The 25,309-nt window shown below is 60.9% G+C and carries 21 protein-coding genes; 11 read left to right on the forward strand and 10 right to left on the reverse strand.

What is annotated here, in order from left to right:
- Positions 1–69: 69 nt before the first annotated feature.
- From bamA to lpxB, 6 genes are read left to right on the forward strand one after another with little or no spacing between them, the layout of a single operon-like run.
- Entirely contained in the window at positions 70–2,394 is a 2,325-nt protein-coding gene (bamA, locus tag HTY61_RS06365) for an outer membrane protein assembly factor BamA (protein ID WP_175276001.1), read from the forward strand.
- 35 nt (positions 2,395–2,429) lie between these two features.
- Complete coding sequence (gene lpxD / locus HTY61_RS06370; protein ID WP_175276002.1) at positions 2,430–3,494, forward strand: UDP-3-O-(3-hydroxymyristoyl)glucosamine N-acyltransferase; 1,065 nt, start codon at positions 2,430–2,432, stop codon at positions 3,492–3,494.
- 12 nt (positions 3,495–3,506) lie between these two features.
- Complete coding sequence (gene fabZ / locus HTY61_RS06375) at positions 3,507–3,986, forward strand: 3-hydroxyacyl-ACP dehydratase FabZ (protein ID WP_175276003.1); 480 nt, start codon at positions 3,507–3,509, stop codon at positions 3,984–3,986.
- 4 nt (positions 3,987–3,990) lie between these two features.
- The gene (gene lpxA / locus HTY61_RS06380) at positions 3,991–4,830 is read left to right on the forward strand and encodes an acyl-ACP--UDP-N-acetylglucosamine O-acyltransferase (RefSeq protein WP_246272952.1); all 840 of its coding nucleotides are present in this window, start codon (positions 3,991–3,993) and stop codon (positions 4,828–4,830) included.
- Positions 4,830–5,720 (forward strand): LpxI family protein, encoded by an 891-nt coding sequence (locus HTY61_RS06385; RefSeq protein WP_175276005.1) that lies wholly within the window; start codon positions 4,830–4,832, stop codon positions 5,718–5,720. The genes lpxA and HTY61_RS06385 overlap by 1 nt, the downstream gene beginning before the upstream one ends.
- Positions 5,717–6,904 (forward strand): lipid-A-disaccharide synthase, encoded by a 1,188-nt coding sequence (lpxB, locus tag HTY61_RS06390; RefSeq protein ID WP_175276006.1) that lies wholly within the window; start codon positions 5,717–5,719, stop codon positions 6,902–6,904. Before HTY61_RS06385 ends, lpxB begins: the two co-directional genes overlap by 4 nt.
- Positions 6,905–6,932: 28 nt before the next feature.
- Here the strand turns inward: lpxB and gltA are convergent, their stop codons facing one another.
- Together gltA and gltX are read right to left on the reverse strand one after the other, a co-directional pair.
- Positions 6,933–8,222, reverse strand: a complete 1,290-nt coding sequence (gene gltA / locus HTY61_RS06395; RefSeq protein WP_175276007.1) for a citrate synthase — start codon at positions 8,220–8,222, stop codon at positions 6,933–6,935.
- 180 nt (positions 8,223–8,402) lie between these two features.
- A complete protein-coding gene (gene gltX, locus HTY61_RS06400; protein WP_175276008.1) occupies positions 8,403–9,824 on the reverse strand; it encodes a glutamate--tRNA ligase in 1,422 nt (473 codons plus the stop codon).
- A 133-nt stretch (positions 9,825–9,957) separates the two neighbouring features.
- Between gltX and HTY61_RS06405 the strand changes: the two genes are divergently transcribed.
- Positions 9,958–12,324: a ComEC/Rec2 family competence protein gene (locus tag HTY61_RS06405; protein ID WP_175276009.1), complete on the forward strand. Its 2,367-nt coding sequence runs from the start codon at positions 9,958–9,960 to the stop codon at positions 12,322–12,324.
- Here the strand turns inward: HTY61_RS06405 and lexA are convergent.
- From lexA to HTY61_RS06435, 6 genes are all read right to left on the reverse strand, one after another.
- Positions 12,318–13,034: a transcriptional repressor LexA gene (gene lexA / locus HTY61_RS06410; RefSeq protein ID WP_175276010.1), complete on the reverse strand. Its 717-nt coding sequence runs from the start codon at positions 13,032–13,034 to the stop codon at positions 12,318–12,320. The two genes, HTY61_RS06405 and lexA, sit on opposite strands and share 7 nt — an antisense overlap.
- 87 nt (positions 13,035–13,121) lie before the next feature.
- Positions 13,122–14,348: a molybdopterin molybdotransferase MoeA gene (locus HTY61_RS06415; RefSeq protein ID WP_175276011.1), complete on the reverse strand. Its 1,227-nt coding sequence runs from the start codon at positions 14,346–14,348 to the stop codon at positions 13,122–13,124.
- Complete coding sequence (gene moaC / locus HTY61_RS06420; RefSeq protein WP_175276012.1) at positions 14,345–14,842, reverse strand: cyclic pyranopterin monophosphate synthase MoaC; 498 nt, start codon at positions 14,840–14,842, stop codon at positions 14,345–14,347. Before moaC ends, HTY61_RS06415 begins: the two co-directional genes overlap by 4 nt.
- A 1-nt stretch (position 14,843) precedes the next feature.
- Positions 14,844–15,662 carry an indole-3-glycerol phosphate synthase TrpC gene (gene trpC, locus HTY61_RS06425; protein WP_175276013.1) on the reverse strand — a complete coding sequence of 273 codons (819 nt, stop codon included), beginning with the start codon at positions 15,660–15,662 and terminating at the stop codon, positions 14,844–14,846.
- A 10-nt stretch (positions 15,663–15,672) separates the two neighbouring features.
- Positions 15,673–16,692 carry an anthranilate phosphoribosyltransferase gene (trpD, locus tag HTY61_RS06430; RefSeq protein ID WP_175276014.1) on the reverse strand — a complete coding sequence of 340 codons (1,020 nt, stop codon included), beginning with the start codon at positions 16,690–16,692 and terminating at the stop codon, positions 15,673–15,675.
- A gap of 8 nt (positions 16,693–16,700) precedes the next feature.
- Entirely contained in the window at positions 16,701–18,593 is a 1,893-nt protein-coding gene (locus HTY61_RS06435; RefSeq protein WP_175276015.1) for a peptidylprolyl isomerase, read from the reverse strand.
- Between the two features lie 132 nt (positions 18,594–18,725).
- Between HTY61_RS06435 and tpiA the strand changes: the two genes are divergently transcribed.
- The 3 genes from tpiA to pyrG all read left to right on the forward strand — a co-directional run bounded on the left by tpiA (position 18,726) and on the right by pyrG (position 21,688).
- The gene (gene tpiA, locus HTY61_RS06440) at positions 18,726–19,487 is read left to right on the forward strand and encodes a triose-phosphate isomerase (RefSeq protein ID WP_175278448.1); all 762 of its coding nucleotides are present in this window, start codon (positions 18,726–18,728) and stop codon (positions 19,485–19,487) included.
- 79 nt (positions 19,488–19,566) lie between these two features.
- Positions 19,567–19,959, forward strand: a complete 393-nt coding sequence (gene secG / locus HTY61_RS06445; RefSeq protein WP_175276016.1) for a preprotein translocase subunit SecG — start codon at positions 19,567–19,569, stop codon at positions 19,957–19,959.
- Between the two features lie 100 nt (positions 19,960–20,059).
- Positions 20,060–21,688, forward strand: a complete 1,629-nt coding sequence (gene pyrG / locus HTY61_RS06450) for a CTP synthase (RefSeq protein ID WP_175276017.1) — start codon at positions 20,060–20,062, stop codon at positions 21,686–21,688.
- Between the two features lie 20 nt (positions 21,689–21,708).
- Here the strand turns inward: pyrG and HTY61_RS06455 are convergent, their stop codons facing one another.
- On the reverse strand, positions 21,709–22,692 hold the full coding sequence (locus HTY61_RS06455; RefSeq protein WP_197945368.1) for an endonuclease/exonuclease/phosphatase family protein: 984 nt from the start codon (positions 22,690–22,692) through the stop codon (positions 21,709–21,711).
- Between HTY61_RS06455 and HTY61_RS06460 the strand changes: the two genes are divergently transcribed.
- Positions 22,693–22,911, forward strand: coding sequence for a hypothetical protein (locus tag HTY61_RS06460; RefSeq protein WP_175276018.1), 219 nt, complete (start codon positions 22,693–22,695; stop codon positions 22,909–22,911).
- 65 nt (positions 22,912–22,976) lie between these two features.
- Here HTY61_RS06460 and HTY61_RS06465 read toward each other — a convergent pair whose 3' ends face one another.
- On the reverse strand, positions 22,977–25,259 hold the full coding sequence (locus HTY61_RS06465; RefSeq protein ID WP_175276019.1) for a methyl-accepting chemotaxis protein: 2,283 nt from the start codon (positions 25,257–25,259) through the stop codon (positions 22,977–22,979).
- Between the last annotated feature and the right edge of the window lie 50 nt (positions 25,260–25,309).

Here is a 25,309-nt window from a genome sequence, read left to right on the forward strand (position 1 = left end):
GATGAATTCAATGATTTACGTTCAAGGATCCCGGTTTGGGGGCGGACTGGGAAATGGGGGAATTACCCGATGAAGCCGGCACCGAAGTTGTTTAGCGCCGTATCGGCGATGGCATTGGCGCTCACACCGGCCGTGAGCGGCGGTCTTGTGCTCAACCTGCTGACCGCGGAGGCCGCTCACGCAGCGGTTGCCAACGCGATTTCCGTGCGCGGAAATTCGCGCGTCGCATCGTCCACCATTGCCGACCTGATCGGTTTCCGGGCGGGCAAGAACTATTCGGCTGCCGATATCGACGATGTGGTGAAGCAGCTGTTCGCCACCGGGCTCTTTTCCGACGTCAATGTGTCCGTTTCCGGCTCGACCCTTGTCGTTTCGGTCCAGGAGTCGTCGGTCGTCAACCAGGTGATCTTCCGCGGCAACCGCAAGCTGAAGGACAACCGTCTGCGCTCGGTCGTCAGGCTGCAGCCGCGCAGCGCGTTCGACCAGTCGACGCTGGATGCCGACATACAGGCCATTGTCGAATCCTATTCCCGCATCGGCCGCGCCGACGTGATCGTGGACGCGAGCGTTGTCGATCTCGGCGAGGGCCGGGTCAATGTCGTGTTCGACATCCAGGAAGGCGATCGCACCAAGATCACGCAGATCAATTTCGTCGGCAACAACGCTTTCAGCGATCGCCGGCTTCAGAGCGTCATCTCGACCAAGAAGTCCAACCCGCTGTCGTGGTTCACGCGCACGGACATCTATGACGAGCAGCGCCTGGCGGCCGACGAGGAGCAGCTGCGCCGGTTCTACTTCAATCACGGCTATGCCGACTTCCGCATTCTGTCCTCGGGCGCGACCGTCGATCCCGCGACCGGCAACATCATCGTCAATATCGAGGTGGACGAGGGCGAGCGGTACACCTTCGGCAATGTCGATATCGACAGCACCGTGACCGGTGTCGATACGGAAGATCTGCAACGGACAGTGGCGACACGCTCCGGCGCGGTCTACAGCGCCGAGGATGTCGAGGATACGCTCATCGAGATGTCCGAGCGGCTTGCGGCAAACGGATTTCCCTTTGCCGAGGTGACGCCGGTCGGCAATCGCAATTTCGAAACCCGCACGATCGACGTCTCCTATGTCGTCGACCAGGGGCAGCGCGCCTTCATCGAGCGAATCGAGATCGTCGGCAACAGCCGGACGCGCGACTACGTGATCCGGCGCGAGTTCGATCTTGCCGAGGGCGACGCCTTCAACCAGATCCTGCTTCGCCGCGCGCAGAAGCGTCTGGAGGCACTGGACTTCTTCGAGCGTGTCGACATTTCCACGCGCCGCGGTTCGGCGCCGGATCGCGTCATCATCGTCGTCAACGCGGTCGACAAGTCCACGGGCGAGTTCGGCATCGGCGCCGGCTACACCACGGGCGCCGAAAATTCCGGCGTGTCCGTCGAGGGCAACATCACGGAGCGCAACTTCCTCGGCCGCGGCCAAACGCTGCGCCTCGCGGCAGGAGGCGGGCTCGATTCGCGCACCTACAACATGTCCTTCACGGAACCCTATTTCCTCGGCTACAGGCTGGCCGCGACCTTCTCCGGCTTCCGCCGGACGAGGGACTACGACGAATACGATCAGGCGACGACGGGCGGCTCGATCAGCTTCGGCCTGCCGATCACCGAGGAACTCAAGGCCGATATCGGCTACCTGTTCCAGCAGGACGAATATTCGGACGTGGATCCGACGGCGCCGACTTCGATCCAGGCGGATGAGGCGCTTGGCGCATGGACCAAGTCCGCGGTGACCTACGGCCTGACCTACAACACCATCGACAATGTCCAGGACCCGCATGAGGGCCTGTATTTCCGCGTGAACCAGGAGATTGCCGGCCTCGGCGGCGATGCGAGCCACATCTCGACGAAATTCGTGGGCAATTACTACCGGACGCTGTCGGAAGAGGCCGACCTGGTCGGTTCGCTGAAGCTCGGCGGCGGCCATATCGAGGGCCTCGGCCAGTCGGTGCGCACCTATGACCATTTCCGCCTCGGCCCGAAACAGATCCGCGGTTTCGCCTATAACGGCATCGGTCCGACCGAGCAGGGACCGGCCGGTGTTGGTGAACACCTCGGGGGCAAGACCTATCTCCATGCCTCGGCCGAGGCGCAGTTCCCGCTGCCGGCGCTTCCGCGCGACCTCGGCTTCAAGGGCGCCATCTTTGCCGACGCGGCCACGCTGTTCGGCCACGACAGCACGACGGCCCTCAACACGGACATGGAGTGGCGGGCCTCCGCCGGCTTCGGCCTGATCTGGCAGTCGCCCTTCGCGCCGCTTCGGTTCAACTATGCCATTCCGCTCAAGAAGGAAGATGGCGACGAGGAACAGCGGTTCAACTTCTCTGTTTCAACCGCATTCTGATCCGCAGGCCCGGCGCAAGCCGGGCCGTTACCGTCGTGAGCACGTCCTCTCCGCAATTCCTCAAGCCCAGCGAAACGCTCAGCGCAGGTTCCGCCGCGGATGTCTGCGGCGGCCGCCTTGTCGACGAGGCGCAGGCCGATACCGTGATTGACGGCCTGTCGTCCGCTGCCGACCCGCGGGCAGGCAGCCTCGTTTTCGTCCAGCGCGCGGGCGACCTCCAGCGCGCATCCGTCGCGGCCGCGGTTCTCTGCAGGGAAGACGCGCTTGAAGGCAGCGCGGGCGGGCCGGCGCGCATCATCGTCGACAATCCGCAGGCCGCCTTCGCGGCGATCGGCCGCCATCTCTATCCGCAGGCCCTCGGCCCGGCCGCCGTCACGGCTTCCGGCGGCTTCCGGCCGGATTATCCCGGCGCCCGCGTGTCGAAACTGGCGGTGCTGGAGGAGGGGGTGACCGTCGAGCCGGGCGCGGTGATCGGCGATCACGTCGCGATCGGGCGCAACTCGGTCATCGGCGCCAATGCGGTGATCGCCGACCATTGCCAGATCGGACGCGATTGCCGCATCGGCGCGTCGGCAAGTCTCCAGTACGCCTTGCTCGGCAACGGCGTGATCCTGCATGGGGGCGTCCGGATCGGCCAGGACGGGTTCGGATACGTCCCCGGTGCGGCCGGGCTGGAGAAGATGCCTCAGCTCGGCCGGGTCATCGTGCAGGACCGGGTGGAGATCGGCGCCAACACGACCGTCGATCGCGGCACGATCGACGATACGGTGATCGGCGAGGGCACCAAGATCGACAATCTGGTGCAGGTCGCGCACAATGTGGTCATCGGCCGCAATTGCGCGATCGCGGGCCATGTCGGGCTTTCCGGCAGCGTCACGATCGGGGACGGCTGCATGCTCGGCGGGCGCGTCGGCGTCGCCGACCATGTCCGGATCGGCTCGGGCGTCCAGATCGCGGCGTCGAGCGGGGTCATGAACGACATCCCGGACGGGCAGCGCTGGGCGGGCACGCCGGCCATGCCCCTCAAGGACTTCTTCCGGCAGACCGCCAAGTTGCGCAAGCTGGCGCTCGCGGATAAGAAGCCGCAGCAGGACAAATAGGCAGGTCAACACATGAGTCACGACGATCAGCGGCACGCAACGCTGGAGGCGATGGAACTCGCCGAAATCATGCGGATACTCCCCCATCGCTATCCGTTTCTGCTGATTGACCGTATCATCGAGATCGACGGCGGGAACTCTGCGATCGGCATCAAGAACGTGACGGCGAACGAGCCCTACTTCCAGGGACACTTCCCCGGCAAGCCGATCATGCCCGGCGTGCTGATGATCGAGGGAATGGCCCAGACGGCGGGTGCCATCGGCATTCGCGCGCAGGGCTTCGACCGGCCGGCTCTCGTCTATTTCATGACGATAGACAATGCGAAGTTTCGCCGCCCCGTGGTGCCCGGAGACGTGGTCGAGTACCACGTCCAGCTCACCAAACGCCGCGGCACGATCTGCCGCTACAATTGCGTCGCCATCGTGAGGGGCGAGAAGGTCGCGGAAGCCGATGTCGCCGCGATGCTTTCGCCCGAAGAGCCGGAAAGCTGATCCAGTGAGCCAAGACAATTCGATTTTCGTACACCCGACCGCAGTCGTCGAATCCGGGGCGGAACTGGGCAACGGTGTGCGTATCGGTCCGCTCTGTCATGTCGGCCCGAATGTCGTCCTCGGCGACCGCGTCGAGCTGATCAGCCACGTGGTCGTGACCGGCGACACCACGATAGGCGAGGGCACCCGCGTGTTTCCCAATGCCGTCCTGGGAACCGAACCCCAGAATACGGCCTACAAGGGTGAACGAACGACGCTCGTGATCGGCCGCAACAACACGATCCGCGAGGGCGTGACCATGCATATCGGCACGGGCAACTCCCGTGGCGAAACAGTGGTCGGCGACAACTGCATGTTTCTCGCCTATTCCCATGTCGCGCATGATTGCGTGCTCGGCGATCACGTCACCTTCTCCAACAACGTCATGATCGGCGGGCATTCGACAATCGGCGATCGCGTCATCGTCGGGGGCGGGGCAGGCATTCACCAGTACTGCAATGTCGGCCATCATGCCTTCGTCGGGGGCATTGCGGCAGTCGTGCATGATGTTATTCCTTATGGCATGGTAGTGGGGAACCGCGCATATCTCGCGGGTCTCAACCTCGTCGGAATGAAGCGCTCCGGCATGTCGAAGGAAGAGATCAACATGCTGCGGCACGTCTACAGGGAACTGTTTGCGGACAATGGATGCACATTGCGCGAAAACGCTCGCAAGCTGCAGCAGACATACGCCGACCAGCCGGCTGTCCGCGACATTGCCCATTTCATCCTTGCCGACAGCAAGCGCAAATTCACCACACCCCGCAGCTCGCGGCGCACCCGCCTGGATAGCGGCGATGAGTGATGGTGACAGGCAAGCATGATGCGGCGGCCCGGGGCCGCGTCGCGCTTATCGCCGGAAACGGGCGAATTCCGGTATATGTGGCCGGAAGACTCAAACAATTCGGACGCAACCCTTTTGTCATAGCCGTGCGCGGCGAGGCGGATCCCGAACTGTTCGGTTATGAACATGACGTCATAGACACCGCGGAAATCGGCGTTCTCGCATCCATTCTCAAGCGCGTCCGCCCCGCCGAGGTCGTCATGGTCGGCGGCATTCGTGCGCGGCCGGACTTGAGGCGCCTGCGCCCGGACTGGACGACTATCAAGCTCGCGGCATATCTGCTGCCGCGGCTTCGCGCGGGCGATGACATGATCCTGCGCGGCCTGATCCGCACCATCGAAAACGCGGGGTTTCCCGTCCGCGGCGTGCATGAACTCGTTCCGGACCTTCTGGCCGGCCCGGGTCATATTGCCGGTCCGAAACCGACAAGGGCCGACCGGGAGGCAATCGCCGTCGCGGTACGCGGTGCACAGGCACTGGGGATCCTGGATACCGGACAGGCCTCAGTGGCGATCGGAAGGCGCATTGTGGCACTCGAGGCAGCGGAAGGGACCGACCTCATGCTTAAGCGCGTGGCCGAACTTCGCGAAATCGGACGCCTCGGTTCCGGGCGCAATGGCGTACTGGTCAAGCTCGCAAAGCCCGGACAGGAGTTGCGGGCCGACCTGCCCACAATAGGCGAGGCAACCGTCGAGAATGCTGCGAAGGCGGGCTTGAGGGGGATCGCCGTTCACGCCGAAAACGCCCTGATTTCGGATTTCGAAGCGACCTGCGAGAGGGCGCGAGAAAGGGGCCTGTTCCTGATTGGAATTGACCCGGACAGCCTGCCCGACGGAGAGGGTGCTCAATGAATGCAAAGAGGCCGCTGACGATCGGGATTGTTGCCGGCGAGCAGTCCGGGGAAAACCTCGCTGTCGACCTGGTGGAGTCGATAGCCGAGCGAACCGGATCCATGCCACGCCTCGTCGGGGTTGGCGGCGGACGGTTGGTCGACATGGGATTGCGGAGCGTGTTCGATCCCGCGGAAATCGCCATCACCGGCGTGACGGCAGTTGTGGCCTCTCTCCCGCGCCTGGTCCTGCGTATCCGGCAGACCGTGGCCGCCCTGGTATCCGCGCGGCCGGACGTCATCGTGTTTATCGACAGTCCCGATTTCTCGCTACGCGTCGCACGACGCGTGAAAAGGCTGCTGCCCGAGACGCCCATCGTCAAATATGTATCGCCGACAGTGTGGGCCTGGCGCCCCGGACGGGCGAAGAAGATGGCGGCCTATGTGGACCACGTGTTGGCTATCCTGCCATTCGAGCCGGATGTCATGCGCGATCTGGGCGGTCCGGAAACCAGCTACGTTGGGCATCCGCTTGCAGCCGATCCCGAATTGGAAGCGGTCTGGATGGCGCGCCGCCGCAAACAGGCATCGCAAGAGAATCATGATTTGGAACTGCTGGTTCTCCCGGGGTCCAGGACAGGCGAGATCAGGGCATTGCTGCCGGACTTCGGCAAGGCGATCTCTATACTTCACGACAGGGGACATCACCTTCGGGTCACCGTGCCGACGCTACCACGCCTGGAGCCGGAAGTGCGCAGGATGACCGCCGAATGGCCGGTGACGCCTCGTATCACGGTCACGCCGGAGGACAAGCTATCGGCTTTTCGCGAGGCCGATGTCGCCCTGGCCGCGTCGGGAACGATCATTCTCGAACTTGCCCTAGCAGGTGTTCCGGTCATCAGTTGCTACAGGACAGACTACCTGATCAGGCTGGCGATTTCGATGATCCACGCCTGGTCCGCTGCCCTGCCAAATATCATTGCCGACCGTCCAATCGTGCCAGAATACGTAGATTACACGATCCGGCCCGGAATGTTGGCGCGCCGCATCGAAGAGCTGGCAGCCCCCAAGAGCCTTGCCGCCAAGGCCCAGGGAAATGGTTTTCGCAGGGTCAGGGAGCTCATGGCGGTCGACGAGAAGCCGGGTGCGATGGCGGCTCGCATTCTCCTCGATCTGGCGAGCGGGTCAGAAAAAAGCCGGCCCTGAGGCCGGCTCTTTCAGTGTCTCGCCTGTTTCAGCGTTTCTCAATAGGTACGTAATCGCGCTTCGGTGAACCGGTATAGAGCTGCCGCGGACGGCCTATGCGCTGGCTCGGGTCTTCGATCATTTCCTTCCACTGCGCGATCCAGCCCACTGTGCGCGCCACGGCGAACAGCACGGTGAACATCGTGGTCGGGAAGCCTAGAGCGCGGAGCGTGATGCCCGAATAGAAGTCGATATTCGGATAGAGCTTCTTCTCGATGAAGTACTCGTCATTGAGCGCGATCTTCTCGAGCTCCATAGCCACCTCAAGCATCGGATCGTCCTGAATGCCCAGTTCCCCGAGGACCTCGTGGGTCGTCTTCTGCATGATCTTGGCACGCGGATCGTAGTTCTTGTAGACGCGATGGCCAAAACCCATGAGGCGGAACGGATCGTTCTTGTCCTTCGCCCGCGCGATGTACTCGGGAATCCGTTCCACGCTACCGATTTCGGCGAGCATGTTGAGCGCGGCTTCGTTGGCTCCGCCATGCGCCGGGCCCCAAAGGCACGCGATGCCGGCAGCGATACAGGCAAACGGATTTGCACCCGACGAGCCGGCGAGACGCACGGTCGAGGTGGATGCGTTCTGCTCGTGGTCGGCATGCAGGATGAAAATGCGGTCCATGGCACGGGCCAGCACCGGGTTGACCTCGTATTCCTCGCAAGGCACCGCAAAACACATCCGCAGAAAGTTCGAGGCATAGTCGAGATCGTTCTGCGGATAAACGAACGGCTGGCCGATATGGTACTTGTAGGCCATGGCCGCAATTGTCGGCATTTTCGCAATCATCCGCATCGACGCAACCATACGCTGATGCGGATCGGAAATGTCGGTGGAGTCGTGATAGAAGGCCGACAGAGCGCCGACAGTACCGCACATGACCGCCATCGGGTGGGCGTCGCGCCGGAACCCGGTGAAGAACCGCGTCATCTGTTCGTGTACCATGGTGTGCCGCGTCACGCGGTAGTCGAAGTCCTGCTTCTGGGCCTTCGTCGGAAGCTCCCCATAAAGGAGCAGGTAGCAAACCTCGAGGAAGTCGCCTTGTTCGGCCAGCTGCTCGATCGGATAGCCGCGATGCAGCAGGATGCCTTCATCGCCGTCGATGAATGTGATTTCGGAATCGCACGACGCCGTAGAGGTGAAACCGGGATCGTATGTGAAGGCGCCGGTTTCCTTGTATAGCGACCCAATGTCGATAACGCTTGGACCGATATTCCCCTCACGCACCGGAAGCTCATAATCCCGGCCCTTGTACGTAAGTTTGGCGGTTTCGTCAGACATGCGGTCTCCCTTCCTGTCGTTCAAATTTCTTCACGGAAATGACGTGAAATATTGCAGTGCAAAAACCCCGGCTCTCGTCTTGATGCGGGGTTGCTACTCCATTTGGGCTGTCCTGCCAAGCCAGCCGAACGGTCTTTGTTGCAACGCATTATAGTGCGCGGCAAGGCGCAACGAAAGCCGTCACGAAGCGCAATCGCGGATGCGCGCCAACGACTCTTCGCGTCCCAGTACAGCCAGCACATCGAACACGCCAGGCGACGTGCTGCGGCCGGTCAAGGCCGCTCTCAATGGTTGCGCCACCTTTCCAAGCTTGAGGCCTTCGGCCTCGGCAAAGGTGCGAACCGCACCGTCGAGCGCGTCAACGGTCCATTCACCCAGCCCCTCGAGCGATGGCAGGATACGGCCGAGGACTGCGCGCGCTTCGTCGGTCAGGATCGTCGACGCCTTCTCATCGAAATCGAGAGGACGTTCGGCGAACAGGTAGGCCGCGTTGTCGATCAGTTCTACAAGCGTTTTCGCGCGTTCCTTCAGGCCCGGCATTGCCGCCAGGAGCCTGGCACGACGCTCCTCATCGAGCTTTGCGAGAATGTCACTCTTGCCTTCCAACTCGGGCAGAAGCGCCTCAAAACGCTCTACGAGATAGGCGTCGTCGGCCATTCGAATGTAGTGGCCGTTAAGGGCTTCCAGCTTGGCGAAATCGAAACGGGCGGCACCCTTGTTGACGTCCTCGATCTCGAACCATGAAATCATGTCTTCCGTCGACATGATCTCGTCGTCACCGTGGCTCCAGCCCAGCCTTGCCAGATAGTTGCGCAGGGCTTCGGGCAGATAGCCCATGGCCCGGTAGGCTTCGACGCCGAGCGCGCCATGGCGCTTGGAGAGTTTCGCACCGTCCGGACCATGAATGAGGGGAATATGGGCCATTTTCGGCACTTCCCACCCCATGGCCCGGAAAATGATTGTCTGTCGGGCGGCGTTCGTCAGATGGTCGTCCCCGCGAATGACATGCGTGACGCCCATGTCATGGTCGTCGACGACTACCGCCAGCATGTAGGTCGGGGTGCCGTCGGAACGCAGAATGATGAAGTCGTCGAGATCCTTATTCGGGAAGCGCACATCGCCCTGCACCATATCGTGCACGAGGGTCTCCCCCTCCTGCGGCGCTCTTATCCGGATCACCGGCTTCACTCCCTCCGGCGCCTCTGACGGATCGCGGTCGCGCCAGCGTCCGTCGTACCGGGGAGGGCGCCCTTCGGCACGCGCCTTTTCGCGCATTTCGGCGAGTTCTTCCTGCGAGGCATAGCAATAGTACGCTTTCCCCGCTTCGAGAAGCTGCATGGCGACATCGCGATGGCGCTGTGCATTGGCGAATTGCGAGAACGGATCGCCATCCCACTCAAGCCCGAGCCACCGCAGGCCGTCGAGAATCGCATCCACCGCTTCTTGCGACGATCTTTCGCGATCGGTATCCTCGATGCGCAGCAGCATCTTGCCGCCTGTATGCTTGGCGTAAAGCCAGTTGAAGAGGGCGGTACGTGCGCCGCCGATATGCAGGAAACCGGTTGGGGAGGGGGCGAAACGGGTGACGACCTCGCCAGTCATGTGGTGCTCCGAATGTATTGATTAAGAGGCCGTCGGTACGGCCTGGTGCGGGTTCTGCTGCACCTCTAGCATACGCGACGGCCTGCGCAAATCTGGACGGTCATCGGATGGCCATGCGAAGGGGGGCCGAGACGTGGTGAGACTCCATGACCCGGAACGTGAAAGCGCTCGCGAACGCGACGTGTTTCGCGTAAGCCCCGACGAATTCCTACAGTATCCGCACAGCGCTCCCGCCCAAGCCGGCGCAAGAACCCGAAGGTGGTTCCGTTTCGCAGCGAGACGGCGCCGGTCTGCCGCTGCCAGCGCACTGAGGGAGGCCCTACGGCGCGAGGAGAGCGTCGGCACGCCCTTCCATTTCCTGCCCGTGGCGCTTGCCGCCGGCGCGACGGTCTATTTCAGTCTTCCGCGGGAACCATCTGCATGGAACCTACTGACGGGATCGGGCGCGATCCTGCTGGTACTTCTTGCCACGTTCCGGCACGCTCAGCGGTGGCGCTTTCCGATCATACTGGCTGCGACTACGATCGTCGGGATGGCAATTGCACAGATGCAAACGCATCGCCTCGCGACGCCGATGCTGGGATCCGACGTCACGACGAGGCTAACGGGCCGGATTCTCGCGATGGAAGAGCGCGCAAATGGTCGAACACGCTACACGATCGAGGTCCTCGAAACGGCAAGACCGAGACTTCGCCACGCACCCGAAGTCGTTCGCGCCACCGCCGCCGGCCCCGGCGACGGTTTTCAGATCGGCGGGGGCATTCATGGCGTTGTCAGGCTTACAACGCCATCCGGGCCGGCGCATCCCGGCGCTTATGACTTTGCGTTCCATTCCTATTTCGACGGTATCGGTGCATACGGCTTTTTCCTGGGAAAACCTTCTCCGGCAACAATTCCTGCAGAAGCCGGCTTGTTCGGCCAAGGCAGACTTTTTCTCGCCAAGCTGCGCAGGACAATCGGCGACCGTATACTTGAGGCGGCGCCGGGCAGGGCGGGCGCGGTTTCGAATGCGCTGGTAACCGGTGACAAGGCGGGAATCCCCGAGACGGTCAACGAGGCGCTTCGAGGGTCCGGATTGGCGCACATACTGTCCATCTCGGGCCTACACATGGCCCTTGTCGCTGCAACCGTCATGGCCGGTCTGAGGCTGGGATTTGCTTTCTTTCCGGGGTGGGCCGCGCGCCATCCGGTCAAGAAATATGCCGCAGCAGGGGCACTAGGGGCCACGGGTTTCTATCTTTTTCTGGCCGGTGCGGGCGTCGCAACGCAGAGATCGTTCATCATGCTGGCGGTCATGCTTCTGGCACTCACCTTTGACCGAAGCGCTGTTACGATGCGCAATCTGGCATTGGCCGCGATCGCAGTAATCGCATTTGCGCCGCATGAAGTGGCTGGTCCGGGCTTCCAGATGTCATTTGCCGCAACGGCTGCCCTGATCGCGGTATACGCAGCATGGCAGGATGCACACCGTCGCCGTACCGCAGCGGCACGGAATGGTTCAGTATCCGGGCCTGTCCCTGGCTGGCTGAAAACCGCATCAGGGTACTTGCTGGGCATCGCCGTGACCTCCCTGGTCGCGGGGTTTGCGACCGGAATATTCGCGGCCTACCACTTTGGCCGGATCGCCCCGTACGGTCTGCTCGGGAACTTGCTCGCAATGCCTGTCGTAACGATGGTGATCATGCCGTCGGCGGTGGCCGCGATTGTCGCCATGCCGTTCGCCCTGCACGTCCTTCCGTTGAAAGTGATGGCATGGGCCGTCGGGCTGGTGATCGAGATTGCCGAATGGGTCGCTGACCTGTCGCCGACGGTACCGTTGGGGCAGATGCCGGAAACCGCTTTGGCGAGTTTCGTGGTAGCGCTGGTAATCCTGTGCCTACCTTCGACCTGGCTGCGTTTGTTTTCGCTTCCTCTTTTTATCGCCGGGGCGCTGATCTGGAGGTCCGACACCATTCCGATGGCGGTCATTTCGGAAGATGCGCGGCAGTTCGCCATCCTCGAAGCGAGCCAAAACGGGACACGGATACATGTGAACAGGCACAGGCCGAATGCCTTCATCCTTGACCAGTGGGCCGATGCCTATCGCGGAACGGAAGTGGTTCGGCCAAACGGGTCCGAGCGCCTGTCATGCGAGGGGGAACGATGTATCGCCAAATTAGTAACGCCGGACGGCGAAGCAAGAATTGCCTATGTCTCCGCTCCAGCGGATCGAATGCGGCCAACGGGTGTCCTGTCCCTGCGTCGACTCTGTGCCGAAAACGACCTTGTCATCCTCGCCGCGGCCCCGTCGCCGCAGGAATGCCTTGACGGAACGCCGGTACTGACAGCGCAAATGCTGGCGCTCAAGGGAGCGGCCGAGATACGCATGAACCGAAGGGGCCGCCAACTAACGATCCGTCATGCGTTGCCCGGTCCGGTGCGTCCCTGGCTCGAACATCGCAAATACTCCCGTGCGGCTCGCAATCTCGGCGAATGGAAACCGCGCAGGTCCGATCAATAGCGGCGGATCAGTCCGACCAGCTTGCCCTGAACACGAACACGGTCCGGACCGAAAATGCGGGTCTCGTATGCGGGGTTTGCGGCTTCCAGCGCGATCGACGCTCCCTTGCGCCGGAAGCGCTTCAACGTCGCTTCCTCGTCATCGACGAGCGCGACGACGATGTCCCCGACATTGGCGCTGTCACCCTTCCTGATGATGGCCGTATCGCCGCTGAAAATGCCGGCCTCGATCATCGAATCGCCTTCGACCTCAAGCGCGTAGTGCTCCCCGGAGCCAAGCATGTCCGGCGGAAGCGATATCGTTCTTGTCTGGTGTTCGATGGCGGAAATCGGCACGCCCGCGGCAATCTTTCCCATCACAGGCACTGGGATCACGCCCCCGTCATTGTCGGCGACGGGTGCGGCCGACTTTGCTGCCGGCACGGGCTGCGGTTTGCCGAGGCTGCCCTCGATCACGCTCGGAGAGAAGCCACGTCTCACATTCGACGGCGTCAGGCTGTCCGGCAGCCGAACAATTTCCAGGGCTCGTGCACGGTTCGGAAGGCGGCGGATAAACCCCCGTTCCTCTAGTGCCGTAATCAAGCGATGAATTCCGGACTTGGACGCCAGATCCAGCGCTTCCTTCATCTCGTCGAATGACGGCGGCACGCCGGATTCCTTCAGACGCTCATTGATGAACATCAGAAGTTCGAGTTGCTTGCGTGTCAACATCGGCGCGGCCCTCGGGAATCAAATGGAAACAAACACGGAACAGTCTATATCTGTTCCATTTGTGTTCCGCAAGCGTTTAACAATTGGCTAAATTGTACCGGGCTTGATGACGAGTACTTCCACCGGATCGCCGACATTTGCCGCCGGCGCGCGGGGTGGGCGAACCAGAAGCACATTGGAACGCGCAAATGCGCTGATCATGGATGAATCCTGAACGTCGAATGCCCTGGCCTTAAGATTTCCGTCCGCATCGCGGCGCGCGATGCCCCGCATATAATCTTCCCGCCCATCGTTTGCCCGAAGCGGCGTTTCCAGTAGCGCCGTGGCACGGACCTCACTCGCCGGACGCCCGGCGAGTCGCTCGACCAAGGGCTTGAGAAACAGGAGGCCGCAAACCAGTGCGGACACGGGATTGCCGGGTAGCCCGAGAACGCGCATTGCCTCGTACCGGCCATGCATCAGCGGCTTTCCGGGGCGCATGGCGATCTTCCAGAAGTCCAGCTTCATCCCTCGATCGACGAATACCTTCCTGACAAGGTCGTGATCGCCCACCGATGCGCCGCCCAGGGTAACCAGTATATCGCAGCCGCATTCCGCGGCACGGTCAAGAGCGTTGCCAAGTTCAACCTCGCGGTCAGACACAATGCCGAGATCGATCACCTCGGCGCCCGACTCCGATGCGACCGCCCCGATTCCATAGGAATTGGAAGCGATGATCTGGCCCGGGCCGGGTTCGGAACCGGGAGGCAGCAACTCGTCACCGGTCGCGACAACGGCGACGCGCGGTTTGCGAACGACCGAAAGGGCAGGGTGATTGGATGCGGCAGCAAGGCAGAGCGCACCAGGGTCAAGCAGTGTACCGGCCTTGAGAACCGTCTGCCCGGCAACGAAATCCAGTCCGGCATCCCGGATATTGCGTCCCCTTGGCTCCGGTCGGTTCACGAGAATGCGCTGATTGTCCAAGACGGTAACGTTTTCCTGGACTATTACCGTATCGGCGCCCTCCGGAACGACGCCACCGGTGAAAATCCGCGCTGCCTGACCCGATCCGAGCGTGCCCGAAAACGGATGGCCAGCCGGTATTTCGCCGATGATAGCCAATTCTGTCCGCGCATCCTTCAGATCGCCGGCCCGGACAGCATATCCATCCATGGCCGAAACCGCTTCCGGGGGTTGCGTACGCATAGCCGGGAGATCCCGGGCAAGCACGCGACCAAAAGCCTCTGCCAGCGCAACGGTTTCGGCACCTAACGGTATGACTCCTCGGAGCAACCGCGCCCGGGCGTCCGCCACCGGAAGGAGAGTCGAACTCATCCTTCGCCCCGTGTCCATGTCCCCGACTTGCCGCCGGTCTTGGACAGTAGCCGCACGGGGCCGATTTCCATGCCCTTGTCTATTGCTTTCGCCATGTCGTAGATCGTCAGGCAGGCAACCGAAGCAGCAGTCAGTGCTTCCATCTCCACACCTGTCTTCCCGGACAACCTGGCCATCGCCTCGACGCGCAGCCCCGGCAGCTCGGGTACTGTCTCGATCTCTACCGACACCTTGGTCAGCAGCAGCGGATGGCAGAGCGGGATTAGCTCATGCGTTTTCTTGGCCGCCATGATGCCGGCAATCCGGGCAGCTGCCGTGACATCGCCTTTTTGCGCATTGCCGGCGAGAATCGCATCCAAGGTTTCGCGGGTCATGGTGACAAACCCCTCGGCCACGGCTTCCCGCACGGTTTCCGACTTCGTTTCGACATCGACCATGTTGGCCGCGCCATCGGAGCCCAAATGGGTCAACCTTTCGCTTTTGTCACCGGCCATGTCAGGTCGACATCCTAGCGTCCGCATTCTCGCCGGTCAGCAGCCGTCGCGTAGCCGCCTCGACATTGTCTTCGCGCATGAGGCTTTCGCCAACCAGAAAGCTGGAAATGCCGGCCCGAGACAGGCGGAGGCAGTCGTCATGAACGAATATGCCACTCTCACCGACCAGAATTCGATCATCGTCGACCATGGCTGCCAACCGTTCGGAATTGGCCAGGTCGACCTCGAACGTGCGGAGGTTTCTGTTGTTCACGCCAAGCAGCCGTGAGGACAGCCGCAATGCGCGCTCCATCTCATCCTCGTCGTGCACCTCGATCAGGGCATCCATGCCAAGTTCGAAAGCAGTTTCCTCCAGCGCTCGCGCCTCATCATCGTCCAGCGATGCCATGATGATGAGGATTGCATCCGCGCCCCAGCTGCGCGCTTCATGCACCTGGTACGGCTCGAACATGAAATCCTTGCGCAAAGCAGGCAAGCAGCAGGCTTCACGAGCCGCGCCAAGATACTCTGGTGCCCCCTGGAAGGACGGCTTGTCCGTCAGCACGGAGAGGCAGGCCGCACCGCCCATTTCATATGCTTTCGCCAGCGCCGGCGGATCAAAGTCCGCCCGGATGAGGCCTTTTGACGGGCTTGCCTTCTTGATTTCCGCGATCAGCCCGAAAGAGCCTGCTTCCTTGCGGCTGTGCAGGGCGGCGAGGAAACCACGTGGCGGCTGCATATCCGCGCAGCGCGCCTTCAACTCCGCGATAGGGACAGCGGTTTTCGCGGCCGCTATTTCCTCGCGCTTGTAAACCTCAATCTTCTTCAGGATATCGACCATCGGCCCGCCGTCAGACTGACTCGCCGCGCGACATCGCGGCGGCCTTTTCGGCAACGGCCTTGGCGCTACCGCTTTCGAGCGATTCCGCGGCCAATTGCAGGCCTTCCGACAGATCGCCGGCGATCCCGGCGACGATGAGACCGGCCGCAGCGTTAAGGCAGGCGATGTCCCGGTAGGCGTTCCGTGCACCGTCCAGGACCTCCCTCAGCGCAGCTGCATTTGAAACGGGGTCACCGCCCTTGAGATCGGAGATGTCGACGCGGGGCAACCCAACATCTTCGGGCGTCAATTCGAATGTGGTGATCGCGCCGTCTTTCAGCTCGGCCACCTGCGTCATTCCAGCCGTGGTGAGCTCGTCGAGCCCGTCGCCATATACGACCCATACATGCTCGGATCCGAGGGCTTTAAGCACGTGGGCGAGCGGGACGACCCATTCCGGTGAGAATACCCCGACGACCTGTCGCTTTGCGCCGGCAGGATTGGATAGCGGACCAAGAAGGTTGAAGATCGTGCGGGTGCCCAGCTCCACGCGGCTTGGCCCGACATGGCGCATGGCGGCATGGTGCATAGGCGCGAACATGAACCCGAGACCGCCCTCGCGAATACACCGGCTGATAGTCTCAGGGGTGGCATCGAGATCAAACCCCAATTCGGCCAAGGCTTCAGCAGAACCGGATTTGGAAGACAGTGAGCGATTGCCGTGCTTTGCAATCGTTGCACCCGCGCCTGCGGCGATAAAGGCGGCACAAGTAGAAACGTTATAGCTGCCTGAATTGTCCCCGCCGGTACCAACAATGTCTATGACGCCATCGGGTGCGTCGACCGGGGTCATCTTTTCACGCATCACGGCCACGGCTCCGGCGATCTCGTCAACCGTTTCGCCGCGCACACGCAATGCCATGAGGAAGCCGCCAATCTGCGATGGCGTAGCGTTACCGGACATCATGACGTCGAACGCCGCGCGTGCCTCGTCGCGCGAGAGAGACTCGCCGTCGGCGGCTTTCGCGATAAAGGGTTTCAAGTCGTTCATGCCACCCCTTACTGTATGCTCAACGCGCGCTGGATTGCGTTCTGGTTTATTTCAACTGGATAGATCGTTTGCAGCTTGGCGACCATCTGGTCAAGCAGGTCGTCGGCCATGCTCGTACGAACACCCTCACGGACACCGGGACCGAGATTCTCGGCACCGCCGACCGCCTGCGACACCGACGTCACCCGGAATATCTTGTAGGTGTTTCCCGCGGGTGCCGGAAACGTGCCGCTATGATCGGGACCACCGTCGAAAATCTCAGATACGCCCGTGCCGCCGAAGTCCGCGTCCGTTGCACCGCGCTGCAATCCGTACTTGGTCTCGATTTGCACTCCTTCGCTCTCGGCCAGTTCCTCGAGCGATTCTCCGGCTGCAAGACGTTCAGCAAGGCTTTGTGCCTTGGCCGCAATGCGACTTTCCGTCTCCTCAGCCATCCAGTCTTCCGTCACGCGGTCGCGAACTTCCTCGAACTCGCGATCGCGCGCCGGTGTGACTTCCCGAACCTCATACCAAAGGAACCCCGAGTCCGCGGCATCGAGAGGCGGGTTCTCGATACCGATGTCGGTCTCGAATGCGGCGGCAATCAGCGCGTCCTGCTCGGGTATGCTGGACACAGGTTCGCCGGACGGGGACATCCCCTGTTCATCGACAGCCTCGATCGTTTGCATCTGAAGCTTTTGCCCCTCTGCGGCCTCCTGCATCGTCGCACCGCCCGCACGCGCATCCTCATAGGCATCATGAATGTCGAGAAGAACATCATTGGCTTCGACAAGGGCCAGTTCGCGGCGGATATCCTCACTCACTTCCTCGAAAGGCTGGACACGGGCGGGATTGATTGCCGTCACGCGAACAATAACCTTGCCAAACGCACCTTCGATCAGATTGCTGACTTCGCCGGGGCTGCCTAGCGAAAACGCCGCTTCTGCAACCGCCGGATCGGGCAGGTCCGCTTTTGCAAAAGTGCCGATTCGCACGTCGTCCATGGTTCTGCCGGCGTCTGCAACGGCGTCCTCGAACGACTGCCCGGCAAGGATGCGCTCGTGAGCCGCTGCTGCGGCCGCGTCATCGGCAAATACGAGTTGCTCTATGGTCCTGGTTTCAGGTGCGGTGTAGCGATCCTTGCGCGCTTCATAGTCTGCGCGGACGGCCTCCTCGGAGATTGCGGCTTCATCGACAATGGCCTCGGGAGTAAGGCGAACGAAGTCGATCTTGCGGTATTCGGGAGCGCGGTAGTCGGCCTTGTGGGCCTCGAAATAGGCCCGCAGTTCGTCCTCCCCAGGCGCCTCCACGGGCTCGATGACACTGTCCCCGATCGTTATGTACTGGACATCCCGTTTCTCGCCGCTGTGTTGAGCGAAGGCTTCAAGCATTGTCCCGGGAACCTGGATACCATCGGAAACCGCCTCGACGATCTGCTGACGAATCGCCACATTTTCGCGACTTCTGATATATTCCTCTTCTGTCATGCCGATATTGCGCAGCGCGATGCGGAAATTGTCGCGACTGAAGCGACCGTCGGCACCCTGAAACGCCGGATCCTCGGCAATAAGGATGGCCAGTCGGTCTTTCGACAAGCCGAGTTGCATAACCCTGGACTGTTCATCCAGGACCGCGCCGGCCACCATCTGGCCAAGTACGGCTCGGTCGACACCAAAGAGGCGCGCCTGTTCAGCGGTGAGCCGCTCTCCGAGTTGGCGCGAATATGCAGCCAGTTGGCGGTCGTAGGCGAGCCGGTAGTCGAGCGCGGAAACCTTCGTCTGTCCGGCGGTGACGACCGCGTCGCCTGCAACACCGGTGAATATTTGACCCGACACCCCCCAGACACCGAAACTCACGAGAAGAAGCAGGAGGAGCGCCTTTGCCACCCAAGATTTTGACGCGTTACGCAGACCGTCGAGCATGTTTGAAGGTTCCGTTGTTCGTTTCGCCGCTTTTTAGGTGTGCTGGTTCGGCGAAGCAAGCGCCCGTCAAGCCTTTTACTCGGTGCAACTAGGCGCTAACAGGGCTTCGACCAATCGTGAAAGGAAATGAACATGACGCCCGGCGTGACACCACTTGTTGCAGGAAACTGGAAAATGAATGGCACCGCCGCATCGCTGGGGGAGATACGCGATGTCTGTGCCGGTCTGGATCACAAGGATGCGCTGCCACACGAAACGCTGCTCTGCCTGCCGGCCACGCTGATCGAACGCGCCGCCTCCGTTGCCGCCGACAGCGTATTGTCGATTGGCGGCGAAGACTGCCATCCCCTGGAAAGCGGCGCACATACCGGCGACATTTCGGCAGAGATGCTGGCCGATGCAGGCGCAACCGCCGTCATAGTCGGGCATTCGGAACGGCGCACGGATCACAGCGAAACGAATGCCCTCGTAGCAGACAAGGCCAAGGCGGCATGGCGGGCGGGCCTTAGCGCAATCGTCTGCGTCGGCGAAACACGCGAGGAGCGTGAATCCGGAAATGCCGAAAACGTGGTTGCATCGCAGTTGGCAGGATCGGTTCCGGACGCAATGAACGCGGCGAACACGGTAATCGCATATGAACCGGTGTGGGCCATCGGGACCGGGCTCGTACCGTCCGGCGATGACATCGAGGCCATGCACGCACTAATTCGCAGGATCATGACCGAGCGTTTCGGAAGTGAAGGTGAGGGGGTCCGCATCCTCTATGGCGGATCCGTGAAGCCCGCTAACGCGAAGGAGATCTTTTCGATCGCGAATGTGGATGGCGGCCTGGTTGGGGGAGCGAGCTTGAAAGCATCCGACTTTCTCGCCATTTGTGAAGGCGTGGGCGCCTGACCGGCAGATTTATCGCTTCAAATCACCAGCCATAGCGTGTAGAGACGCGCGTCGAACGGAAGAACCGAGACAAGGTCCAATGGAAACCGTACTTATAGTCATCCACCTCATGATCGTGATTGCCTTGGTGGGGGTTGTCCTCCTGCAGCGTTCCGAAGGCGGTGCGCTTGGAATGGGAGGTGGCGGAACCGGCGGTTTCATGTCGGCACGCGGCGCAGCTGATGCGTTGACCCGCACGACCGGCATCCTGGCGGCTGCTTTCTTTGCCACATCAATTGGCCTCGGCCTGATCGCGCGCTACGGAGAGAGCCCGACCGACATCCTGGATCGCGTTCCTGCCCAAGTGCAGCAAGATGGCGAGACAGGGGAGCCGGCGTCCGGCAGCGGCGTGCTGGATTTGCTCGGTGCCGAGGAACCGGCAGCCCCCGCGACAGACGAGGCGCCCGCCGTGCCGGCAGTGCCCACGGAATAGCCCAATAGCGGTCAACATGATGATGCCTCGTGTGGGAAAATTCATGCGAGGCGTTTTTTTCTTTGCGGAATCGGTTTCGACCGGCTAACGGTCAAGTCCCATGGCACGGTATGTATTCATAACTGGTGGCGTGGTTTCTTCCCTTGGAAAAGGCATCGCTTCCGCGGCTCTCGGCGCGCTTCTCCAAGCGCGCGGCTATAGCGTCAGGCTGAAGAAACTCGACCCCTATCTCAACGTCGATCCCGGCACGATGTCGCCCTATCAGCATGGCGAAGTCTTCGTGACCGATGACGGGGCGGAAACCGATCTTGATCTCGGTCATTACGAACGTTTTACCGGGCGGTCCGCCAACCGCAATGACAACATAACCACCGGACGCATCTACCAGAACATCATCGCCAAGGAACGACGAGGCGATTATCTGGGGGCGACGGTGCAGGTCATTCCTCACGTCACCGACGAAATCAAGAACTTCGTGCTCGACGGCAACGACGAATACGATTTCGTCCTTTGCGAAATTGGCGGCACGGTCGGCGATATCGAGGCAATGCCGTTCATGGAAGCGATCCGCCAGCTCGGCAACGACCTGCCTCGTGGCAACGCCGTCTATGTGCATCTAACGCTGATGCCCTACATTCCTGCAGCCGGCGAACTTAAGACCAAGCCGACGCAGCATTCGGTCAAGGAACTGCGATCGATCGGCATCGCTCCGGATATCCTTCTCGTTCGCGCCGACCGGCCGATCCCGGATTCGGAGCGCAAGAAGCTGTCGCTGTTCTGCAATGTGCGGGAGTCGGCCGTGATCCAGGCACTTGACGTCGCTTCGATCTATGACGTCCCCAAGGCCTATCACGACGAAGGGCTGGATGAGGAAGTGCTGGCTGCCTTCGGGATCGAACCGGCACCGCAACCCCGAATGAGCGTCTGGGAAGATGTTTCCGATCGCGTCCACAATCCCGAGGGCGAAGTTACGATCGCCATCGTGGGCAAGTATACGGGGCTGAAGGACGCCTACAAATCGCTCATCGAGGCACTCCATCACGGTGGCATGGCCAACCGGGTCAAGGTCAATCTGCAGTGGATCGAGTCCGAGATCTTCGAAAGCGAGGATCCGGCGACCTACCTCGAGAACGTTCACGGCATTCTCGTGCCCGGTGGCTTCGGAGAGCGCGGTGCGGAGGGCAAGATTGCGGCCGCAACCTTTGCCCGTGAACGAAAGGTACCGTATTTCGGTATCTGTTTCGGAATGCAGATGGCATGTATTGAGGCCGCGCGTTCGCTGGCCGGGATCGAAAAGGCTTCGTCGACCGAGTTCGGCCCCACTGGTGAGCCGGTTGTCGGCCTCATGACGGAGTGGCTCAAGGGCAACATGCTGGAAAAGCGGACGCAATCCGGCGATCTTGGCGGCACCATGCGTCTTGGCGCATACCAGGCGGCGCTGAAAGAAGGCACACGCATCGCGCAGATCTACGGCGCAGCCGAGATTTCCGAGCGCCATCGCCACCGCTACGAAGTGAACATTGACTATCGGGATAGGCTCGAAGAGTGCGGCCTGGTCTTCTCAGGCCTTTCGCCGGACGGAGTGTTGCCGGAAACCATCGAATATCCGGACCACCCCTGGTTCATCGGCGTGCAATACCATCCCGAACTGAAATCGCGCCCGTTCGAGCCCCATCCGCTTTTTGCCAGCTTCATCGAGGCTGCACTGGAACAGAGCCGCCTGGTGTAAACGAGACGTCGATCTCCAGTTCAAATTCCCGCAAGATCGATCACCAACGCCGCGTGGTCGCTGGCATGCGGCCGTTCCTCCCCGACGCCCGGCAGGCGCTGCCCGGTGTATCGCCTTGCGTTCCGCGACAACCCCTCGCGCAGGTAATACGGCACGGCGTCCGGCCATGCCCGCGCAAGGGCAGGTGACGCAAGCATCGCGTCAGGTCGCGAATAGCTGTCATTATCCCGTAGGTGATAAGACCACTGCCGCCCTGTCGGGTGGCGTTTGACAAGGTCCACCGCGAAACCATCGGTCAATGGTGCAATCGCCCGTTCCCGCCTTGTTTCGTACAGAGGTTCATTCAGGTCGCCCAGTATGATCCACATAGCGGCTGCCGGATCGCTGAATTGTCTTTCGATCAGGCGGCGAACCGCGAGTGCTTCCAGCCGTCTGGCAGACCACGCATCGTCCGGGTCGGGATAGGGCGCCTTGAAGTGACAAATGTAGAGCGTCAATGGCCCGACGCGCGCGCTGAGGCAGTCGCGTCGAAATATCGGCTCGTTTTCGTCACGCTGCGGCGGATTGCCAATTCCCAACTCGCCGGCCGTTACGCCCGCATGGCTGATCACATCCGATAGCTCGACCCGGCTCATTAGCGCGACATCGTATCCCCGACCGTCATTTCCCGGCAGGCAGATGCGCTGTTCGTAAGGCCTCATGCCGCGCGCGACGAGATAATTTTCATGGAAATAATCAAGCGTCTCCTTGTCATACACCTCCTGCAGAGCGACGACATCTGCATCCGCGCGACGCAAGACAGCCGCGGTCAGGAGCCGATCAATGGGATCAAGGACGAAGTCATCGCGAATGTCCTCGTTAATCGCGTCATGGTCTTTCGCGCCCGAAAGTCGAGGGTGCCCGGCTACCTGCCGAAGGCGCATGTTCTGCACGTTGAAGGTGGCAATTCTCATGGTGCGTCTGCGGCGGTTAGGGGCCACGCTGCAAACAGGTGTTCGGAGCACATGATCCCGACGGCAAATGATGCCTCCGATTGGAGGACATGTTACCCAAAGGCATTTTCCGGCAACGATTTGGATGATATACTAGTATCCATGCGGATACTGGCCTTCATTGCCGCGCTGGTCATCTTCATTGTCTGGGACTTTGCCCAGAACAATGCAGGCGCGACCAATTATGTGGTGAGGGAAGTTATTCGGTTCATGCAATCGATTGGGTTTTGACGCAGCCCCAAATGGAACATGCGCGCCAGTAGGCGCGCATGGATTGTCCGTATCGTATGTCGGTGCTAGGCAGCACTTCGACGTGCGTCTTCTTCCGACTCCCCAACGATGAAGTGGCTGATCTGCTCGTTCAGCTTGTCGGCATCTCTTGAGAGCGAATAAACCGACGCCGTGGTTTCTTCCACCATTGCTGCATTCTGTTGGGTGAAACGGTCAAGCTCGTCAACCGAGGTGCTGATTTCGCCGATTCGCGTTGCCTGATCGCGGGACGATGCGGCAATCGCGTTGATATGCTCGTCCATCACTTCGATGTTGGTCGTGATTTCGCCGAGGCTTTCACCAGTCGAATTGACCAGCGACACACCGTTCTCAACATCCTGGGTCGAACGCAGGATCAGCTGGTTGATGTCCTTGGCCGCATTGGCCGACCGCTGAGCCAGTTCACGCACTTCCTCGGCCACCACCGCGAAGCCTTTGCCTGCTTCGCCCGCCCGAGCCGCTTCCACACCGGCGTTCAGCGCAAGCAGGTTGGTCTGGAACGCGATCTGGTCAATTAGGTCGATGATGTTTCGGATTTCTCCGGAAGACTCCTCGATCCGCTTCATCGCCTCTATGGCGTCGCGAACGACATTTGCCGATTTTTCCGCATTTTGGCGTGTATCGGTAGCGACCGCCACGGCGGTATTGCAGCGTTCGAAAGCTTCGTTCACCGACTTGTTGACTTCTGCAAGCGCTGCAGCACTCTCCTCGAGGGTAGCCGCCTGACGCTCGGTGCGCTCCGACAAGTTCTGGGCCGATTCCCGCAAGCTGTTGGAACCTCCATGGATCGAATCCGCATTGGTACGGATCACCTTCATGGTGGCCTCCAACTGCTCCATTGAGCGGTTGAAGTCCAGGCGCAGCGAGTCGAGAGATTCCACGAACGGCTCGTCAATTCGCCAGTCGAGACGGCCATTCGCGAGATTCGTCAAGCCGGTTGCAAGTGCTGCGACTGCGGCCTCCAGTTCGCGTGCAGTTCTTTCTTTCTCCGCATCGCGACTTCTGCGCTCTTCAGCCATCTGCCTGTCGCGAACTTCAGCTTCCGCTTCCATTCGATCCTTTTCGAGTGCGTTGTTGCGGAACGATTCGAGCGCGCGCGCCATATCGCCGATTTCGTCACGACGATCGGTCGCGGTAATATCGATCGACTTGTCTCCCGCAGTAAGCCGATTCATCTGCCCGACAAGCTCGATTAGCGGCTTTGTCATCCGCGCCGAGACGAAGTAGCCGGCAAGGCACATCACAGCCACGACTGCGATGGTCGTCAGGAACGCCATGGAAGCCAAGGTGTTCGCCGATGCGAGAATTGCATCTTCGGATTGCCCAATCGCCAGCAGGTGGTCCTGTCCGAATGTCCGGATCGGCCTGTAGGAGTAGAACATCTTGCGACCATCGACATCCACGAACCGGGATGCCGTCGCCTTTTCCCTGGCTTCGCTGACCAATTCGGACGGCACGGAATTCATCAGACTCTGGGGGGCAACCCCGGCGCGGAACTCGCCGTCGGTCGTGATAAGGAAGGCGTCGTCGATTGTGTCGCCGATACCTTTCGGCGTCACCATTGCCCCCATGTGCGCGTCGGACACACGTACGATAACGGTACCCACCTGCTCGATGGTGCCCCAATTGCTGAAATTGAGAGGATGAGCAACGAATGCAGAGAATTTGCCGTCTTCGCTGTCGTACGGAGTAAATCCGAGGAGGTGCATTTCATCGACAGCGCCGTTCGCCACCTGCTGATATATCTCGGCGAGAGGCTCATTTCCGGCGTCCGCGACATTCGTCAGCAGCTCGCGCCCGTTGGTGGCGGTAAAGATTACATTCCCTTCCTTGTTAATGATGTATATGTCGCTGGCGCCGGTATTCTGCCAGACATTGTACAAGGAGCTGTGTATCTTCGAGTACTGCACCGCGTACATCAGCTTCAGGCCGCTTGCGTCCAGGCTTGCCCGCTCCTGGACACTCTTTTCCGGCAACCGGAAATTCGCGACGATATCTTCTCTTTCGGCGTCAAGAAGAACGCCGGTGATCGACTGAAGCGCGTCGCCAAATGCGTTGTTGTTGGCTATGTCGGAAACCGCCTGCTCGATTCGCCTAACCTCTGCCGAAAGCTTGTCCGCCTGATTTTCTGCTATCATGTCGAGCCGGAGTTGGCTCGCATCGATCAGACCGTTCTTCCCGATCTGGTAGCTCAGCGCACCGACAGCCGCGCAGGAAATCAAAGCCGCTCCGACCACGAGCGCGGCGAAGCGAACCTTGATTGATGAAAGCGCATTCGTGCTTAAAATCGCCTGAAGTCTTCCGAGCATCGACTAGCCCCTCCATGATGAAAGACACTTTAGTCTAAGAAGTCGGAAGG

The organism is Oricola thermophila, from assembly GCF_013358405.1.
GTDB classification, from domain to species: Bacteria; Pseudomonadota; Alphaproteobacteria; order Rhizobiales; family Rhizobiaceae; genus Oricola; species Oricola thermophila.